Below are 17,467 nucleotides of genomic sequence, written 5' to 3'. Positions count from 1 at the left end.
AAGGGCGGTGACAACGAGGACCCGGCGCCCTCCTGGCGCCGGGACAAACGGCCCTGGCGACGACGGCCGCCGGGCACCGCTACAGGAGAGTGGAGGTGTCGGTGGAGGCCTTGCCGTAGAAGTGCTGGTAGGCCGGCTCCTTGGGCGCCATGCTCTCCAGGTGGAAGCCCACCACCCGCTCGCAATACTCGCGCTGGTGGTCGACCACCTTCTTGAAGAACTCGTTGCTGGACTCCCGCTCGATGACCGCGTCCCAGGCTTCGAGCTGCGCCTGAAGCACCGAATCGGGGGTGATGTAGGTCTGGACGCCCTGCTCCTCGCGCATGCCGATGAGGTCACGCGGGTAGCGCTCCATGGCCTTCCAGTACATCTCCGACGAGGCCGCTTTGGCGGCGTACTGCAGGATCGCCTGGAACTCCTCTGGCAGGCTGTCGTGCTTGTTCTTGTTGAACATGATCTCGAACGCCTCGCAGTCCTGATGGTAGCTGCGCAGCATCCAGGTCTTGCTGACGTCAGGGAAGCCGAGCAGGCGATCCGAGGAGGGGTTGTTGAACTCGGCACCATCGAGCAGGCCACGGTCCATGGCCGGCACGATGTCGCCGCCGCCCATGATGGTCACCGCCGCACCGAACTCGTTCATCAGGTCGGCGCCCAGACCCACGGTGCGGTACTTCAGCCCGCGCAGGTCATCGGCGCTGGTGATCGGCTCCTTGAACCAGCCCAGCGCCTGGGTCGGCATGGGGCCGGTCTGATAGCCAATCAGCGGCAGTTCAAGCATCTCCAGCAGCTCGGCATAGAGCTCCTTGCCGCCGCCGGTCCAGTACCAGGCGAGGAACTGGTGGGCGTCCCACCCGAAGGGCGGCGGCGTGCCGAACAGTGAAAAGGCCTTGTGCTTGCCGTACCAGTAGGCGGTCACCCCATGGCCGCCGTCCAGAGCGCCGGAGATCACCGCATCCTGCAGCTGCAGGGCACCGACCACCGCGCCGGCGGGCAGCAAGTTGAGGCGAAGCCGCCCGCCGGACATCTCGTTGACGATACGCACGTAGTCCGAGGCGAACTCGTGGAAGATGTCCTGGTTGGGCCAGGTGCTCTGGAAACGCAGCGTGGTGGTCTGGGCCACCGCGATGCTGGGGAAGCCGACTGCCGCGGCGGCGCCTGCGCCGACGGCGACGGCCGAGCCGGTGAGGAAGCGACGCCGTGAGGTGCTGGCCGGCGTCGGGGTCTCGGTGGTGGTCGGTTGGGTGACCACCTCGGGGGTAGCGGGCGTTTTATTGTGTGCCATCGAATACTCCAGACATCTTGTCGTTATAGTCGACCCACCATGGCTTCAGACCCGGCGGATTCGTTCCCGTACCGATGCATCCTGCGCTGGTCGATTCTCCCTGGCCCCCGTCCCTGTTGCCATTCGGTTATATAGGTATAGTTGTTGCAAAAGATTACACAAGTCCAGAAGCCTCCACGCTACCCCGCCGCCTTTCAACGCAAGGTTGCAGGTCGACGACGATGTGATTATTTTATTTGAACGTTCATTCAAAGAAAATCACCTCGCCCGCCGTGGCGTCCGGCAGCAGTGCGTGCTCTCGATTGTGTGAAACAATCCACAGCGCGTACCGATCGACGCGCGGCGGCAGGGAGGTCCACCCCACAGGAGTTGCCTGCATGGCCCACGACACCTCACCCCCCGAGCGGCGAGATCGGCTCAACCCCGTGGTCTTCTACGGCAGCGTGGCCGGGATCCTCGTCTTCCTCGTCCTGACCATGACCTTGACCGAGCAGGCCGGCGCCTTCTTCGATGCCGGGCTGGCCTGGGTCAGCGAGACCTTCGGCTGGTACTACATGCTGGCCGTGGTGGCCTATCTGATCTTCGTGGTGATGATCGGCTGCTCGCGCTTCGGCAGCATCCGCCTGGGCCCCGACCACTCGCGGCCGGAGTTCTCGCTGCTCTCCTGGTCGGCGATGCTGTTCGCCGCCGGCATCGGCATCGACCTGCTGTTCTTCAGCGTGGCCGAGCCAGTGGCTCACTACCTGGCACCGCCCGACCTGACGCCAGAGAGCCAGGAGGCGATGCGCCAGGCCGTGGTGCAGACCTACCTGCACTGGGGGCTTTCCGGCTGGGGGCTCTACGTGCTGATGGGCATGGCGCTGGCCTACTTCAGCTATCGGCACCGCCTGCCACTGGCGATCCGCAGCGCCCTCTACCCGCTGCTCGGCAAGCGCATCCACGGCCCCATCGGCCACGCCGTGGACATCACCGCGGTGGTCTCCACGGTATTCGGCATCGCCACGAGCCTCGGCATCGGCGTGATGCAGCTCAACTATGGGCTGGCCTACATGTTCGACCTGCCCGAGAGCCTCTCGGTGCAGGTCATCCTGATCGGCCTGGTGGTGATTCTGGCCACCGTTTCGGTGGTCAGCGGCGTAGAGAAGGGCATCCGCCGCCTGTCGGAGTTCAACATGCTGCTGGCGCTGGCCCTGCTGCTGTTCGTGCTCTTCCAGGGCCACACCCTGCAGCTGCTCGACATGGTGGTGAACAACGCGGGCGACTACCTGTCGAGCTTCGTGGCCAAGAGCTTCGACACCTACGCCTTCGCCGGCGAGGAAGCTCAGGAGTGGAAAATGTGGTGGACCGTCTTCTTCTGGGGCTGGTGGATCGCCTGGACCCCCTTCGTGGGCCTGTTTCTGGCACGCATCTCCCGGGGGCGCACCATTCGCGAATTCGTCGCCGGGGCGCTATTCATTCCCCTGGCCTTCATGATGGTGTGGATGTCGGTGCTGGGTAACAGTGGCATCGAGCTGGTGGCCAACCAGGGAGTGGTGGAGCTGGGCGAGCAGGCCCTGAGTACGCCTCAAACCACCCTCTACACCCTGCTCGAGCACTACCCGTACATCGGCCTCACCGCCGCGGTGGTCACGGTGCTGGGCATCGTCTTCTTCATTACCTCGGCGGACTCCGGCGCCCTGGTACTGGCGAACTTCACCTCGATCCTGTCCGACGTGAACCACGACGCCCCGGTGACGCTGCGCATCTTCTGGTCGGTGGTGATCGGCCTGGTCACCGTGGCCCTGCTGATGGCCGGGGGCCTGGCGGCGCTGCAGAGCGCGGTGGTGATCACCGCCCTGCCCTTCTCGCTGGTGATCTTCGCCATCATGTGGGGCATGTACAAGGCGCTGAAGCTCGAGGGCAGCAAGGCCGAGGCGCGCCGCCAGGTCTCCGGCACCGCGCCCGGCGGCGACTGGCGCGAGCGGCTCGACCGGGCGCTGGACACCTCTAACCGCGCCGGGGCCGAGGCCACCATCGAGCACGCCATCCGGCCGGCGCTGACCCAGTTCGCCCAGGAGCTGGAGGGCCGCGGCCAGGACGCCACGCTGACCGAGGAGCCGGTCGAGGGGGAGCCGCTGCCGCGTCTGACCCTGCAGGTGGTGCTGGAGAACGCCGCGAGCTTCGTCTATCAGGTCTGTCCGCACCGCATGCGCACCCCGAGCTTCCTGCCGGTAGATGACGACTTCTATGTGCGCCTGGATGTGTACCTCGCCGAGGGCGGCACCGGCCAGGATCTCAACGGCTACACCCGCGGGCAGGTAATCGGTGACGTGCTCTCTGAGTACGAGCGCCACCTTCACTTCCTGGAGCTGGCCGGCGCGGACGGCAGCGTCCAGGCGATGCCGGGCGCCGTGGGCGAGCCGCCCGAGGGGACCACCCAGGGCTGAGTCGGCCGCGGCCCTAGCGCCAAGATCGCGGGGGCGCCACACGGCGCCCCCGCGGCGTTTCCGGAGGTACACCTGCGACGGAAGGAGCGCTTGCGGCAGCGCAGCAGGGAGGCGTAACGTATTGGCTCCGCTCTTTAGCAAGCAAAGGAGTCGCCATGTCCCGTTCTTCCCCAGGGAGCGGCTATCGTCTCCCCGTTCCCGGCAGCGCGCTGCTCGCCACCTGGCGTGCGGGCTACGGCCTGTCCGAGCTGCGCCGCGACCTGATGGCCGGCCTGACCATCGGCATCGTTGCGGTGCCGCTCTCCATGGCGCTGGCCATCGCCACCGGGGTACCGCCCCAGCACGGGCTCTACACCGCCATCGTGGCCGGCGCCATCATCGCCCTGACCGGCGGCTCCCGCTTCAACATCTCCGGCCCCACCGCGGCCTTCGTGGTGATCCTCTTCCCCATCGTCGCCAGTCATGGCGTCGGCGGCCTGCTGATCGCCACCCTGATGGCGGGTCTGATCCTGGTCGCCCTGGGGCTCGCCCGGCTCGGCAGCCTGATCCAGTTCGTGCCCTATCCGGTTGTGCTCGGTTTCACCGCCGGCATCGCGGTGGTGATCGCCCTGCTACAGCTTCCCGACTTTCTGGGGCTGGCCGGGGTCGAGCTCGGCGACAGTACCCCACACAACCTGGCCGCCATCGTTCGCGCCGTGCCGACCCTCGCTCCGGCAGAGCTCGGCATCGGCCTGGTGACCCTGGCCACCCTGATCCTCTGGCCCCGGCTCAAGGTGCCGGTCCCCGCCCCTTTGGTGGGGCTGGTGGTGGGCACCCTGGCGGCCCTGGCGGTGAGCGCCACCGGTGTCGAGGTCGCCACCATCGCCTCGCGCTTCAGCTGGGAGTTCCAGGGCCAGAGTGGCAGCGGCATCCCGCCCTTCGCCCCCGGCCTGGTGGTCCCCTGGCGACTGCCGGGGCCCGATGGCACGCCGCTTACGGTGGATTTCGCGCTGATCCGCGAGTTGCTCGGTCCGGCGTTGGCCATCGCCATGCTGGCAGCCATCGAGTCGCTGCTCTGCGCGGTGGTGGCCGACGGCCTGACCCGCACTCGCCACGACCCCAACGCCGAGCTGATCGGCCAGGGGCTCGGCAACGTGGTGGTACCCTTCTTCGGCGGCATCACCGCCACCGCGGCCCTGGCGCGCACGGCCACCAATATCCGCAGCGGCGCCGTCTCGCCGGTGGCCGGCGTGGTCCACTCCCTGGTGGTGCTGCTGGCGGTGGTGCTGCTGGCCGGGGTGCTGGGCTATGTGCCCATGGCGGCACTGGCCGCCCTGCTGTTCATCATCGCCTGGAACATGAGCGAGGCGCGCCACTTCGCCCACACCCTGAAGAGCGCCCCGGGCAGCGACGTGGCGGTGCTGGTGATCTGTTTCGCGCTCACGGTGATCTTCGACATGGTGCTGGCGGTGGCCGTGGGCATGGGCCTGGCCGCGGCGCTGTTCATCCGCCGCATGGCCAGCCTCACCGAAGCCCGCCAGCTGCGCGCCGGCGAACGCGAAGCGCCACCGACGCTGCCCCGCGAGGTGGCCTTCTACGACATCAACGGCCCGCTGTTCTTCGGCGCCGCCGAGAAGGCCGTCGCGTCGCTGCGGGTGGTGGACCCGGAAGTAAAGGTGATGATGCTGGACATGCATGACGTGCCGAGCCTGGATGCCACGGCCATCGTCGCCCTGCAATCGCTGGTGGGAGAACTGCATGCTCAGCGGGTAGGACTGATCTTCTTCGGCCTGCCCGCGCGGATGGTCATCAAGCTCAAGCGCGCCGGGCTGCGCCGCGAGGCGGGACGGCTGGCCATGGTCGCCGGCCAGGCCCAGGCCGCACGCCTGGCCGAGCGGTGGCTGGCGGCGACGTGACTCCGCATTGCCCCGGCCTCCTCACGGCGATGCCGCCTCCCTGCGGCCTCGCCGTGCAGCCCATCACTCGGTGGCCACGGTGGTGGGCTGTCCCTCCTCGGCGGTAAACACCACCAGCACCTTCGCGTCGCTGTCGGTCACGTTGAAGAGCTGGTGGTCCCGGTTGAGCGACTCGATATAGGCCTCTCCTGTGGCATAGACATGGGGGTCACCACCTTCAGTGCGCAACTCGACCTCGCCCTCAATCACATAGACAAAGACGGGCACCGGATGCTGATGCAGCGGCGTCCGCCCGCCGGGCTCGATGGTCCCGATCACCGAGACGATTTCCGGCGTCCCCTCGGGCCAGGCGATAGCATCGCCGTCGCGGGTAGTGGTCGTCTTCAGCGCCGGCTCGGTCTGGAAGCCGGCCGGCAGGACATCGTCCTGGGCGAGTGCCGCGGTGATGGGCAGGGCCGCGGTGATGGGTAGGGCCGCGACCAGGCCCAGGGTCAGTGCTGACTGTTTGATGATGGCGTTCATGGTGCTTCTCTCCTCTGCAACGGGTGATGCGGCTTCACTCAGGCCTTGACGGCCAGCAGCGAGATGCTCTTGACGCCCCACTTCTCGCAGGCGCCGCGTGACGACTCGGTCAGGAAGCGGTATTCGGGTTGCTCGCGGAAGGTGCGAACGGCGAGGCCGGTGGCCTCGATGGCCGAGCGATAGGCGTCCTGCTGGCTGGCGATGCCGATGCAGGCGGCCCACAGGGTGGCATCGCAGCTCACGCTCTCCGGCAGCGGCGACTCGGTGACGATACCGGCCAGCGCCAGGCGCTCGGCCAGGGCGCGCCCCATCTCGAAGTGAAAGCCGCCATCGGGGGTCTCGGCGACCTCCCGGTACATGGCCTTGACCCGCACCTCCAGGTCGTTGCGATCCACCGCGGAGAAGGCGGACGCGGTTGCTGTGCTGGTCATGGTGGTTCTCCTCTTTTTGTGGCTGTGCGGCGACGACATCGGTGGACTCCGGTGTGTCGTGTCCGCGAGGACGCAGCGCCGCCTCCTTTTGTTCCCGGCACCTGGCCTGACGGGACCGAGAACCCTCCCGACCCCGGGCGCGTCCCTGATGAACCGGCGACTTGCCGGTTGCCGTCTCACCCGCCATCCTCGAGGTATTGGCCCATGAATCTGGCCAGTTCGACCACTCGAGCCCCGACACGACAGCCATGGCCGCCTCGCCGGGGCGATTCGGGGGCCGCCATGCGAGAGCACGATACCGCCCATCGCCGGCAGTGGTTCACGCAGCGCCTGGAGCCGCTGATGGATCGGCTCTACGGCACGGCCCTGCGCCTGACACGACATCCCGATGACGCCGAGGACATCGTCGCCGAGGCGGTGAGCCAGGCATGGCGGCGCCTCGACACCCTGCGTGACCCGCAACGCTTCGAGGCCTGGCTGTTCCATATCCTCACCAACGCCTTCATCAGCGAGTGGCGTCGACGCCACAGCCATCCCCAGGAGACCCCCGAGGCGCAGGACGCCGAACACCTGGAGGCCGAGCAGTTCACCCTCTTCCAGCAGCTTCATCAGCCCTTCCTGCTGTGGTGGGGAAGCCTCGAGGAGGAGTTCTTCAACCACGTGCTGCATGAGGACCTGCGGGCGGCGCTGGACGCCCTGCCCGAGCCCTTTCGCCTGGTGATAGTGCTGGTGGAGGTGCAGGGCTATACGTATGAGGAGGTATCACGATTGCTGGGGATTCCGCTGGGCACCGTGAGATCACGCCTCAGCCGTGCCCGAGGCCTACTGCAGAAGACGCTCTGGCGGCAGGCAAGGGATGCCGGGGTCGCCTCCGGCCACCAGGGAAAAGGAGAGCAGACACCATGAGCCCCAGGGTGCTGGACGGTGTGGAGAACGGCGATGCAAGGCCCCCTCAGATCAGGCAGGGCCAGACGCCAGGGTGAAACTCGCCACCTGGGTCGGCTGGCCAAGGTGGGCGTCCATCTCGCCGACCCCCGAGAAACGCACCTGGTAGCCGTTGCGGCGTGCCACCCCCTGGGCCCACTCGCGGAAGCGCGCCCTGTCCCACTCGAACTTGTGGTCGGGGTCGCGGAACTCACCTGGTCCCATGTCGTAGAGCGGGTTGTATTCGTGGTTGGGGGTGGTCATCACCAGCAGTTGGGGCCGCAATCCGGCGAACACCGCACGCTCGACCCGGGAGAGCGCCTCGGGAGGAACATGCTCGATGGTCTCCACCATGGCCGCGGCCTCGAAGCCGATCAGCGCTGGATGGCGATCGGTATAGGAGCCGCACACCAGTTCGAGACGCCCCGCACGAACGGACGGCAGATCCTCCAGGCGCAGCTTGGCCTGGGCGAGCAGTTCGCCGGAGATTTCCAAGCCCACCACACGCTCGAACTGGGCGTCACGCAGCAGGTACTGCAGCAGCCCGCCGGAGCCGCACCCCAGATCGAGCACCCGTCGCGCACCGCTGGCCCTGAACAGCGACACCACGCGCTGCAGTCGTTCCTGGTGAAGGTCGGGGGCCTCGAGGTCGATCATCTCCATGCTGTCTCCGTGTGGACCTGGCGGGTGATGATGCCGCAACGCGACCGAGACGTGTAGCCATGGGGATAAAAACGAGGATGAAAAAGGCGCGACTCGCGTCGCGCCCGTGTCTCTGCCGGCTGAAGCCGAGGCGTCGTCCGACGCCACCAATCAGAAGAAGCCCAGCGGGTTGATGTCGTAGCTCACCAGCAAGTTCTTGGTCTGCTGGTAGTGCTCGAGCGCCACTTTGTGGCCCTCGCGGCCGATGCCGGACTTCTTGTAGCCACCGAAGGTGGCGTGGGCCGGATACTGATGGTAGCAGTTGGTCCAGACGCGGCCGGCCTGGATGCCACGCCCCATGCGGAAGGCGAGGTTGATGTCGCGGGTCCACAGACCGGCGCCGAGGCCGAACTCGGTGTCGTTGGCGATGGCCAGCGCCTCTTCCTGATCCTTGAAGGTGGTCACCGCCACTACCGGGCCGAAGATCTCCTCCTGGAAGACCCGCATCTTGTTGTTGCCCTTGAGCAGGGTCGGCTGAATATAGAAACCACTATCGAACGCAGCGTCCATGGACTCCTTGTCACCACCGGTCAGGAACTCGGCGCCCTCCTCGCGGGCGATCTCCATGTAGGACATGATCTTGTCGAACTGCTCCTGGGAGGCCTGGGCCCCCACCTGGACATCGGTGTCCAGCGGATTGCCACGCGTGATCGACAGGGTGCGCTCCATGACCTTGGCCATGAAGGCGTCGTACATGCTCTCCTGGATCAGCGCCCGGGAGGGGCAGGTGCAGACCTCGCCCTGGTTGAAGAAGGCCAGCACCAGGCCCTCGACCGCCTTGTCGATGAACTCCGGCTCGGCGTTCATGATGTCGGCGAAGTAGATGTTCGGCGACTTGCCGCCCAGTTCCACCGTGGAGGGAATGATGTTCTCGGCGGCGCACTTGAGGATATGGGACCCCACCGGGGTGGAGCCGGTGAAGGCGATCTTGGCGATGCGCTTGCTGGTCGCCAGCGCCTGGCCCGCCTCGGCACCGTAGCCGTTGACGATATTGACCACGCCCGGGGGCAGCAGGTCGCCGACCAGCTTCATCAGCTCCAGGATCGAGGCCGGGGTCTGCTCGGCAGGCTTGAGCACCACGCAGTTGCCGGCGGCCAGCGCTGGAGCCAACTTCCACACGGCCATCAGCAGCGGAAAGTTCCAGGGGATGATCTGCCCCACCACGCCCAGCGGCTCGTGGAAGTGGTAGGCCACGGTGTTGGCATCGATGTCGGCGGCGGCGCCCTCCTGCGCGCGGATGCAGCCAGCGAAGTAGCGGAAGTGATCCACGGCGAGCGGCAGGTCGGCATTGAGGGTCTCGCGCACCGCCTTGCCGTTGTCCCAGGTCTCGGCGACGGCCAGCATCTCGAGGTTCTGCTCGATGCGGTCAGCGATCCTCAGCAGGATATTGGAGCGCTCGGCGGCGGAGGTCTTCCCCCAGGCCGGGGCAGCGGCGTGGGCGGCGTCCAGCGCCTTATCGATATCTTCCGCGCTCGAGCGCGGGATCTGGCAGAACACCTCACCATTGATCGGGCTGACGTTGTCGAAGTACTCACCCTTGACCGGCGGCACAAACTCACCACCGATGTAGTTGCCGTAGCGCGCTTCGAAGGCGATGACGGCACCAGACTGGCCGGGGTTGGCATAGATCATGGCACGGCTCCTGTACGTTAAGATTATGTTGGACACACCTCAGTCTTGGTCAGGTTGCGCTTCTGCGACATACTCCGGTGGCATGAGACGCCCTCATCCCTTGGGAGGAGGGCCCCGAGGGGAGTGACGGGAGTAACGCGATGACGACCCTGATGGTCGCCGATGACCATCCGCTGTTCCGCGACGCCATCGGCGCGGTGGTCGCGGCGGGCCTGCCGGGCACTCGGCTGCTGGAGGCCGACAGCCTGGCGCGAGCCATGCAGGAGGCCGAGCGCCACGAGGAGATCCTCGACCTGCTGCTGCTGGACCTGGATCTGCCCGACGCCGAGGGCCTCGACGGACTGAGCCGTCTCCGGGACGCCTACCCCGCGCTGCCGGTGGCTATCCTCTCGGCGGAGCAGGACAGGCGCACGGTGCTGGCGGCCATCGAGATGGGCGCGGTAGGCTATATTCCCAAGTCGACGCCCCGCGACGACCTGTTGGCCGCCCTGCGTCAACTCCTCGAGGGGCAGCTCTACCTGCCGCCCTTGGTCATGCGCCGCGCTCCCCCCGCACACCCGGCGCCGGCCGTCACCGCCGCCGCCCCCGACTCGCGCCTGGCGCGCCTCACCGACAAGCAACTCGACGTGCTCGAACTGCTCAGCCGCGGCGCCTCCAACAAGGGAATCGCACGGGAGCTGGACGTCGCCGAGACCACGGTCAAGACCCATGTCTCGGCCATCCTGAGGAAACTGGGCGTGGCAAGCCGGGTCCAGGCGGTCCTGCTGGCTGGCGAGTTGGATCTCGCCCACTATCAGGCCGGTCGCCGCTCCGGCTGAGGCCCCAGCAGTGCGGTCAGCAGCAGGCGCAGGCGCAGTGGCTTGATGGGCTTGAGCAGGCAGTGGTAGCCGGCCTGGCGTATCCGTGACTTCAAGGCCGCGTCATGGTTGGCGGTGATCACCACCACCGGCAGCCCGTGATGGGCCTCGCGCAGCCGGGCGGCGACCTCGAGACCGTCGAGCTGCCCGTCTCCCAGGTGGTAGTCCACCAGCAGCAAGGTACCGGGCTCGGGGATACGTTGTTCGAGCGCGGCCGGCGACCCCACGGCCACCACCCGGCACCCCCAGCCCCCCAGCAGGGCCTCCATGCCCTCGCGGATCGCCGCGTCGTTGTCCAGGACCCAGATGACCTCACCGACCAGCGATGGACTGCTCGGCGCAGGGGCGAGGCGGCCAGGGGACGGCCGGGGCGCCGTGGCGTAGGGCACCGTCACCGAGAACAGAGAGCCCCGCCCGGGCACCGAGGCAAGGCCCAGCGGATGGCCGAGCATACCGCTGATGCGGTCGACGATGGCCAGCCCCAGCCCCAGACCACGGTCCTCGCCACCGTGCCCCGACTCGAGGCGTCGGAACTCCTCGAAGATCTCACGCTGCTGCCCGGTGGCGATACCGGGCCCGGTATCGCCCACCAGGATCTCCAGCCCATCCTGACGACGCCGACAGCCCAGCAGGATGCGGCCCCGGGGGGTATAGCGAATCGCGTTGCCGAGGAAGTTGCGCACCACCCGCGCCAGCAGCGCCAGGTCGGTCTCGATCACTGCCCGGGTGGGCACGTAGTGGAAGGCCAGCCCGCTGGCCGCGGCCATCTGCCGATACTCTTCCGCCATCACACCGAGCAGTTCCTCTGCGGGAAAGGGCGCGATATCGGGCCTGAGCACCCCGGCATCGAGCCGCGAGATATCCACCAGGCTGCCGATCAGCGCCTCGACGTCCTTGAGCGAGCGCCCGATGTTGCCCACCAGGCGCCGGGAGCCGTCCGGCAGCGGCTGCTCCTCCAGGGCGCTGGCGAACAGCCGCGCCGCGTTCAGCGGCTGGAGCAGGTCATGGCTAACCGCGGCGAGGAACTTGGTCTTGGAGAGGTTGGCCGCCTCGGCCTCGGCCTTGGCTCGGTGCAGTTCACCCAAGGTGCGCTGCAGGGTCTCGGTACGCTCGCGGACCTGCTCGGCCAGCAGCACCGAGTGTTCGAAGGCCGCATAGGGCGCCCCACCGGGCACGCCACTGGACTCCACCCTCTCGATCAGCGCTTCGCAGATGCGTCGCAGGCGGACATTCTCCTCGGCCAGGAGTGCCGCCCGGGCCTCGGGCGCCTCAGGCAGCGCCGTCGTCGCGAGCGGTGCCAATGGCCACCCCGGTGAAGGTCTGGTTGATGTGCATGCCATGGTACTGCTCCCCGTAGGTATTGAAACCAATCACCCGGCTGCGGCTCAGCAGATCCGAAACCGCCGCATCCTCGTCCAGCACCTCCAGCTCCAGGCGCCTCAGGAAGCAGTCGCAGCCGATGACCAGCTCGGGAGAGCCCAAGCGCTCCTCGAGGCCCCTCAGCGTCTGCACCAACTCTTCATGGATCGGAGCGGACGTCATCGCCGTGAGCACGATGCCGTTCTCCACCGCGCAGTAGAAGCTCAGGCTGCCGTCCTCGTTGGCACGCTGGATGGAGCGCACGTAGTAGTGATCGCCGATGCGCACCGCCAGGGGGTGCCTGGCGAACAGCTCCGGTCCCAGCCGCGCCACCGGCTGCCCCACCAGCGCCGCATAGGCCTCCACGGCGGGCGCCGCATTGAGCTCCAGCACCCGTCGCGACTCCCGGTCGACCGCGGTGACCACCAGCTTTTCATGCCGGGGCCGCAGGTGGTGGGTGGAGAAGACCTCGAAGGGCAGCGGCGTATTCACCATCAGCACCACCGCCGCCTCGGTGTGGAAGCGCCCTTGGCAGAAGACGTGGGTGCGGGCGAGGCGGTTGTCGTCCCCGGCTGAGCCGCCGAAACTGGGAATGCTGCCGAGGGCCGCATCGAGGGTCGCGATCACGCTCTCCTCGCTGCTCGAGAGGCCGTCGAGCAGGGTCACCACGAAACTGTTGTCCGCCAGGGGCGCCAGGGCACGTTCGCGACAGCGGCCCAGCAGCTCGTCCACCAGACGCTGGGCACAGGGCAGGTCGAAGGCGTCGAGCGACTCCACCAGCGCCGGGGCCAGTTCGAAGTGGTGGCGATCGAAGCCGATCGCCACGATGCTGCCCCGGGCATAGCCCGCCGGGGTGATCTCCCCGGCCGAGGTGCAACCCGCCACCGGGATGTCGGCGAAGGCCTCATTGAAAGCGCGAGACAGGGCCTCCAGAGGATACTCGACGCTGCAGAAGAAGAGCACGAAGCCCAGCGAGGAATGGCAAAGGTCGCAGGCGAGCTCCGCCACGGCCTCGGCCGGGTCGGCTCGATGGCTGAGCGCGGTGCGCAGCAGGGCAGTTCCGGCAGGCACCGGAACGGGGGTGAGGCTCGAGGCATCTGGCATGGCGGACTCCGACTTCAACGCTCGTCCAGTGTAGGCCGCCGGGAGGATGCGCCACAAACGATCGGGTCAGAGGGCTGACGGAGCCCGCCAGGCGGTCAGGGCGGCCAGGGTGGCCGCCAGGCAGGAAGAGAGCTCGTTCAGCAGGGCCCTGGCCGCCATCCCGTCCCCCTCGTTGGCCAGTCGCTCGAGCCGCGTGGCGAGGCCGGCCACCTTGACGGCCCCCAGGCTCGACGACTCCCCCTTGAGCTGATGCGCCGCGTGGCGCGCCTCAATGAGGTCACCCTCGCCAAGGGCACGCTCCAGGCTGACCAGCCTAGACTCGGCCTGGCCGCCGAAAAGCTCCACCAGCGAGGCGAGCCCCTCCTCGCCCAGGGAGTCGCGCAGCGCCTGCAGCATCAGCGGATCGACCAGGCAGTCGCGGCCGGCGCCCATCCCGCCGCCGTTCGTGCGCGACGGCGGCGCCCCGTCGGCCAGGTGGCGAATCAGCGCCTCCAGCAGCAGTTCCTGGCGCAGCGGCTTGGTCAGGTAACCGTTCATGCCGGCGGCCAGGCAGCGGGCCTGCTCGCCCCCGGGGCCCCCGGCGGTCATCGCCACGATCGGCATACCTGCCGCCCAGCCGTCGCGGGCGCGCAGCCGGCGGGTCACCTCCAGGCCGTCCATGTCCGGCATCTGGATATCCATGAAGATCAGGTCGAACCTCCCCGCCGCCGCCAGCTGCAGGGCGGCCGCACCGGAGCCGGCGATGGTGACCGAACAGCCGAGGCGCTCCAGCATGGCCCTGGCCACCTGCTGGTTGACGGGATTGTCCTCCACCACCAGCAGATGGGCGCTGTGCAGATCCGCCCGCCGCGAACCCCTTGCCATCGGCGGCGTCGGGGCAGGCCCCTCGGCGGTCGTCAGGGGCAGCACGAACCAGAAGCGGCTGCCCACTCCCGGCTCGCTGGCCACCTCGACCCGCCCGCCCATGGCCTCCACCAGGCGGCGACAGATCGCCAGGCCCAACCCGGTACCCCCGAAGCGCCGCGCGGTGGAGGCATCCCCCTGCCGGAACGGCTCGAAGATCCGCGAGAGCTGTTCGGGGGCGATACCGCAGCCGGTATCCACCACCTCGAAGCGGACTCGCCCCATTCCTTCGGAGCGTACCTCCAGGCGAACCTCCCCCTGCTCAGTGAACTTCACCGCGTTGGAGACCAGGTTGATCAGCACCTGGCGCAGGCGCCCCGGATCGGCCAGCACCCGCTCCGGCAGCTGCGGATCCAGATGGGTCAACAGCGCCACGCCGCGGGCCTCGGCGCGGGGCGCGAGCAGGGCCACCACCCTATCGACAAGCTCGTCCAGCGCCAGGGCACGCTGCTCCAGCTCGAGACGCCCGGCCTCGATCTTGGAAAAGTCCAGCAGGTCGTTGATCAGCTCCAGCAGCAGCCCGGCGCTGTCGTGGATGGTGGCCGCGCAATGGCGCGCCGCCCCCTCGAGCCGGTGCTCCAGCAGCACATCACTCATGCCGATGACGCCGTTGAGCGGAGTGCGGATCTCGTGGCTGACCGTGGCCAGGAATTCCGACTTGGCCTGGCTGGCCGACTCCGCCTGCCGGGCGGTCGCCTCCAGCTCTCGACTCAGCGCCTCCAGGTCACGACGCGCCGCGGCGTTGTCCCGCGCCTCGCGGAACAGGATGAGCGCCACCAGCATGGCCGACAGGCTCATCGCCAGGATCAGCACCAGCAGCAGGGCATATAGCCGCTGCAGCTGGCCACGCTCGCGGGTGGCGGTATCGGCCAGGTGACCATTGATGGCGATTACCAGCCGCTCGGTGCGGTTACCCAGGGTATCAAGATGCCTGTCCAGGGCATGGCGGTCGCTCTCTTGAAGACCCTCGAGGGCCTGGATGAGGCGGTCGAGCTCGTCGATGCGCTGCTCTATCTGGTCCAGCAGGGCGCTGGCGGCGGGAATCGAGGTCAGCAGTTCGCTGATATCACCGCCCCCGCGCATCAGGTACAACCGACTGTAGAAGAGCTCGAAGCGCAGCGTCAATCCCGCCCGGTCGGCTTCCGGCTGGGCCAGGTAGTTGCGCAGCTGGACCACGTCGCGATCGAGCTTGTATGCGTGCCAGGAGGTGTCCCCGCCCACGCTCTGAGCCAGGCTGTCCTGGCGCCAGGAGACCAGCCCCACCACCACCAGCGCCGCCGCCAGCAGCAGCAGCGCACTGATGGCGCCAAGCTTGACTCGCAGGGGCAGGCTCAGCATGGAACGCTCCCGATAACGCGCCCTCAGGGGGCGTGAATGTGCACGACGTGCCACACCGAGCGGAAACGCACGGACTCGTTGTGCAGTTCCGGATGATCGTCGAAGGGATAGAGCACGAACAGCGGGCCGAATTCGCGGATCTGCAACGGCGTGCCGTTGCGGCTCATGGCCAGGATGACGTCGTAGTCATGCAGCTCGGCGAGGGGAATCTCCGCCTCGAAGTCGTTCAACGCCCGGACCCGGATGCGATCGCTGCGAACCCCGGCCGCCGCCAGCACCTCGCGGAACAGCGGACCCTCGTAGTGAGCAGAATCCGAGTGCCAGGGGGTGCCCGTGTGAACCTCGGTGGGGGCGATGGCCATCAGCATCTCACGGTCGAACCTGGCCTGGTCATCCACATTGGGGAGGACGATGTTGCCGCTGATGGTCAGCAGCACCTCGCCGCTCGGCGACGGCAGCGTCCCCTCGGCGACGGCCGACAGCGGCAGCCACGGGAAGGAGACAAGGGCGAGCAGAAGGGGCAGGACGCGTTGGCACATGGGGGCAATCCTGTGGCGGGATCCGGGAAGCCACAAGCCTACCCGATCCCGCGACAAAGATCAGTTAGCCAATCTGCCCCCGCTTGCACCGGGGGTTATCATGGCGCCTCCCGGATCGGCTCCGGCAGTCGCTCCTCCAGGCCATCCAGCAGCCGCTGCAGGTAGCGGGCGCGCTGCTCCCACACGGCGCTGCGGTGAAGCTGGCGTGACAGCGGCAGCAAGTCGGGGTCACCCAGCTGCGCCTCTGCCAGCTGTCCATGGTAGGCCTCCACCAGCGCCAGGTCGGCCGCCCGACCCTGCTCCCAGGCAGCCCGCGAGGCCTCCAGGGCGAGGCGCGCTTCCCGCCCGAGCACCTTGTCGAGCCGAGCGCCGAGGCGCTCGACCTCCTCCTCCCAGCGAACTTCGGCCTCCTGCGCACAGCCCAGTGCAGGTTCCGGCTGCCACTCGGCGTCGGACAGGCAGGCGTCGAGTTCATGGGCAATGACCTGGCCACCACCGTAAAGTGGAGGAGGAAGGGGCTGAGCCTGGAGCGGCATCAGGGGAAGCAGCGCAGGCAGCAGGCAGGCAAGCGGGCGCAGTATCGGCATGGCATCACCTTGCGGGCGCTGGCCCCCGGCCAGCAATAGAAAAGGGGGGCGTCAACGCCCCCCAGCATAGCGACCCGGCCCCGAGGGCGCGAGGCGAGCAGGCTCAACCGCGCAGTGGCTCGCCCTCATCGATCACCTCGACGCGCACAAGCTCCTCGTAAGCGTGCCAGCTGGCGAAGCCCAGTACCGGCAGGATCAGCGCAAGCCCGATGTAGAAGGTCAACACACCGATAAGCACGCAGCCGGTCAGGATCGCCGCCCACAGCAGCATCGGGCGGAAGTTGCGGGCCACGGAGCGCACGCTAGCCTCGATCCCCTCCATGAAGGTGAGGTCGTGGTGCATCAGGGTGGGAATGGCCACCACGCTGATGGTGAAGGCCCCGAAGGCCAGTATGCCGCCCAGCACGCTGCCCACCGCGATCATGCCGAGGCCCTCGGGGGTAGTCAGCAGGGCCGAGTAGAGGCCGGCGGGACTGGGAACCTCGAAACCAAAGAATAGCGCAAACAGCAGGGTCGCCAGCCGGATCCAGGCCAGGAAGAAGATCATCATCATCACGCCCATCATGGCGAGCTGGCCGGCATGGGGACGCCAGGCGCCGAAGGCGTCACCCAGATGGGGAGCCCGACTGGCTTCCAGGGCGCGACTGACCCCGTAAGAACCCACCGCTACCAGCGGCCCCATGAACATGAAGCCGGCCACCATGGGCAACAGCCAGTGCCACAGCCCCAGAGTGATGGCACCTGCGGTGATGGCAATGCTCAGGCCAACCCAGAACATGCCGTAGGCGAGGCTGACCGCCGTGGCCTGGCGAAAGTCCTCGATCCCAGCCGCCAGCCAGGCCCTCGGCCGATCCATGCCCACCGGGTTGATGGTGATCTTGACCCTGGGCGCTGCAGCCTTGTGATGCTCTTTTGTTGTTGCCGCGTTCATGCTGTCACCCCTGTTGCGCCTTCTATAATGCCCGC

15 protein-coding genes are annotated in these 17,467 nt (G+C 67.7%); 4 read left to right on the top strand and 11 right to left on the bottom strand.

All coding sequences use genetic code 11. From position 1 onward, the window contains the following. Positions 1 to 79: 79 nt before the first annotated feature. A complete protein-coding gene (locus ACR80S_RS01895) occupies positions 80 to 1,282 on the bottom strand; it encodes a TRAP transporter substrate-binding protein (protein ID WP_435400444.1) in 1,203 nt (400 codons plus the stop codon). A 377-nt stretch (positions 1,283 to 1,659) separates the two neighbouring features. Between ACR80S_RS01895 and betT the strand changes: the two genes are divergently transcribed. Next, positions 1,660 to 3,708, top strand: coding sequence for a choline BCCT transporter BetT (betT, locus tag ACR80S_RS01890; RefSeq protein WP_435402410.1), 2,049 nt, complete (start codon positions 1,660 to 1,662; stop codon positions 3,706 to 3,708). A 155-nt stretch (positions 3,709 to 3,863) separates the two neighbouring features. Continuing rightward, positions 3,864 to 5,603, top strand: a complete 1,740-nt coding sequence (dauA, locus tag ACR80S_RS01885) for a C4-dicarboxylic acid transporter DauA (protein WP_435402409.1) — start codon at positions 3,864 to 3,866, stop codon at positions 5,601 to 5,603. 63 nt (positions 5,604 to 5,666) lie between these two features. On the opposite strand, the gene ACR80S_RS01880 is transcribed toward dauA, so the two are convergent. Both ACR80S_RS01880 and ACR80S_RS01875 read right to left on the bottom strand, forming a co-directional pair. Further along, on the bottom strand, positions 5,667 to 6,125 hold the full coding sequence (locus ACR80S_RS01880; protein ID WP_435402408.1) for a cupin domain-containing protein: 459 nt from the start codon (positions 6,123 to 6,125) through the stop codon (positions 5,667 to 5,669). Between the two features lie 38 nt (positions 6,126 to 6,163). Then, a complete protein-coding gene (locus ACR80S_RS01875) occupies positions 6,164 to 6,556 on the bottom strand; it encodes a class I SAM-dependent methyltransferase (RefSeq protein ID WP_435400448.1) in 393 nt (130 codons plus the stop codon). A gap of 282 nt (positions 6,557 to 6,838) precedes the next feature. Between ACR80S_RS01875 and ACR80S_RS01870 the strand changes: the two genes are divergently transcribed. Further along, positions 6,839 to 7,462 (top strand): sigma-70 family RNA polymerase sigma factor, encoded by a 624-nt coding sequence (locus ACR80S_RS01870; RefSeq protein WP_435400449.1) that lies wholly within the window; start codon positions 6,839 to 6,841, stop codon positions 7,460 to 7,462. A 51-nt stretch (positions 7,463 to 7,513) separates the two neighbouring features. On the opposite strand, the gene ACR80S_RS01865 is transcribed toward ACR80S_RS01870, so the two are convergent. Together ACR80S_RS01865 and exaC are read right to left on the bottom strand one after the other, a co-directional pair. Beyond that, positions 7,514 to 8,143 carry a methyltransferase domain-containing protein gene (locus tag ACR80S_RS01865; protein WP_435400450.1) on the bottom strand — a complete coding sequence of 210 codons (630 nt, stop codon included), beginning with the start codon at positions 8,141 to 8,143 and terminating at the stop codon, positions 7,514 to 7,516. Between the two features lie 150 nt (positions 8,144 to 8,293). Beyond that, positions 8,294 to 9,814: an acetaldehyde dehydrogenase ExaC gene (exaC, locus tag ACR80S_RS01860; RefSeq protein ID WP_435400451.1), complete on the bottom strand. Its 1,521-nt coding sequence runs from the start codon at positions 9,812 to 9,814 to the stop codon at positions 8,294 to 8,296. Between the two features lie 140 nt (positions 9,815 to 9,954). On the opposite strand from exaC, the gene ACR80S_RS01855 reads away from it, so the two are divergent. After that, complete coding sequence (locus tag ACR80S_RS01855; protein WP_435402407.1) at positions 9,955 to 10,632, top strand: response regulator; 678 nt, start codon at positions 9,955 to 9,957, stop codon at positions 10,630 to 10,632. Here the strand turns inward: ACR80S_RS01855 and ACR80S_RS01850 are convergent. From ACR80S_RS01850 to ACR80S_RS01825, 6 genes are all read right to left on the bottom strand, one after another. Further along, positions 10,608 to 11,972, bottom strand: coding sequence for a hybrid sensor histidine kinase/response regulator (locus tag ACR80S_RS01850; protein ID WP_435400453.1), 1,365 nt, complete (start codon positions 11,970 to 11,972; stop codon positions 10,608 to 10,610). The genes ACR80S_RS01855 and ACR80S_RS01850 overlap by 25 nt on opposite strands. After that, positions 11,941 to 13,134 carry a nitric oxide-sensing protein NosP gene (nosP, locus tag ACR80S_RS01845; protein WP_435402406.1) on the bottom strand — a complete coding sequence of 398 codons (1,194 nt, stop codon included), beginning with the start codon at positions 13,132 to 13,134 and terminating at the stop codon, positions 11,941 to 11,943. The genes ACR80S_RS01850 and nosP overlap by 32 nt, the downstream gene beginning before the upstream one ends. Before the next feature lie 66 nt (positions 13,135 to 13,200). Beyond that, positions 13,201 to 15,375 (bottom strand): ATP-binding protein, encoded by a 2,175-nt coding sequence (locus ACR80S_RS01840; protein ID WP_435402405.1) that lies wholly within the window; start codon positions 15,373 to 15,375, stop codon positions 13,201 to 13,203. A gap of 23 nt (positions 15,376 to 15,398) precedes the next feature. Next, the gene (locus tag ACR80S_RS01835) at positions 15,399 to 15,914 is read right to left on the bottom strand and encodes a putative pterin-binding protein (protein WP_435402404.1); all 516 of its coding nucleotides are present in this window, start codon (positions 15,912 to 15,914) and stop codon (positions 15,399 to 15,401) included. A 98-nt stretch (positions 15,915 to 16,012) separates the two neighbouring features. Beyond that, positions 16,013 to 16,501: a hypothetical protein gene (locus ACR80S_RS01830; protein ID WP_435400457.1), complete on the bottom strand. Its 489-nt coding sequence runs from the start codon at positions 16,499 to 16,501 to the stop codon at positions 16,013 to 16,015. A gap of 103 nt (positions 16,502 to 16,604) precedes the next feature. Beyond that, the gene (locus tag ACR80S_RS01825) at positions 16,605 to 17,432 is read right to left on the bottom strand and encodes a DUF2189 domain-containing protein (RefSeq protein WP_435400458.1); all 828 of its coding nucleotides are present in this window, start codon (positions 17,430 to 17,432) and stop codon (positions 16,605 to 16,607) included. Positions 17,433 to 17,467 lie beyond the last annotated feature (35 nt).

The organism is Halomonas salsilacus (assembly GCF_051216275.1).
Taxonomy (GTDB): domain Bacteria; phylum Pseudomonadota; class Gammaproteobacteria; order Pseudomonadales; family Halomonadaceae; genus Halomonas.
Note: the sequence above shows the minus strand (reverse complement) of the source record. Positions and strands in the feature narration are given on the sequence as shown.

Bases quoted from the DNA above. Each gene is read 5' to 3' on its own strand.
- ACR80S_RS01895 (WP_435400444.1), bottom strand. From the start codon at position 1,282: ATGGCACACAATAAAACGCCCGCTACCCCCGAGGTGGTCACCCAACCG.
- betT (WP_435402410.1), top strand. From the start codon at position 1,660: ATGGCCCACGACACCTCACCCCCCGAGCGGCGAGATCGGCTCAACCCC.
- dauA (WP_435402409.1), top strand. From the start codon at position 3,864: ATGTCCCGTTCTTCCCCAGGGAGCGGCTATCGTCTCCCCGTTCCCGGC.
- ACR80S_RS01880 (WP_435402408.1), bottom strand. From the start codon at position 6,125: ATGAACGCCATCATCAAACAGTCAGCACTGACCCTGGGCCTGGTCGCG.
- ACR80S_RS01875 (WP_435400448.1), bottom strand. From the start codon at position 6,556: ATGACCAGCACAGCAACCGCGTCCGCCTTCTCCGCGGTGGATCGCAAC.
- ACR80S_RS01870 (WP_435400449.1), top strand. From the start codon at position 6,839: ATGCGAGAGCACGATACCGCCCATCGCCGGCAGTGGTTCACGCAGCGC.
- ACR80S_RS01865 (WP_435400450.1), bottom strand. From the start codon at position 8,143: ATGGAGATGATCGACCTCGAGGCCCCCGACCTTCACCAGGAACGACTG.
- exaC (WP_435400451.1), bottom strand. From the start codon at position 9,814: ATGATCTATGCCAACCCCGGCCAGTCTGGTGCCGTCATCGCCTTCGAA.
- ACR80S_RS01855 (WP_435402407.1), top strand. From the start codon at position 9,955: ATGACGACCCTGATGGTCGCCGATGACCATCCGCTGTTCCGCGACGCC.
- nosP (WP_435402406.1), bottom strand. From the start codon at position 13,134: ATGCCAGATGCCTCGAGCCTCACCCCCGTTCCGGTGCCTGCCGGAACT.
- ACR80S_RS01840 (WP_435402405.1), bottom strand. From the start codon at position 15,375: ATGCTGAGCCTGCCCCTGCGAGTCAAGCTTGGCGCCATCAGTGCGCTG.
- ACR80S_RS01835 (WP_435402404.1), bottom strand. From the start codon at position 15,914: ATGTGCCAACGCGTCCTGCCCCTTCTGCTCGCCCTTGTCTCCTTCCCG.
- ACR80S_RS01830 (WP_435400457.1), bottom strand. From the start codon at position 16,501: ATGCCGATACTGCGCCCGCTTGCCTGCCTGCTGCCTGCGCTGCTTCCC.
- ACR80S_RS01825 (WP_435400458.1), bottom strand. From the start codon at position 17,432: ATGAACGCGGCAACAACAAAAGAGCATCACAAGGCTGCAGCGCCCAGG.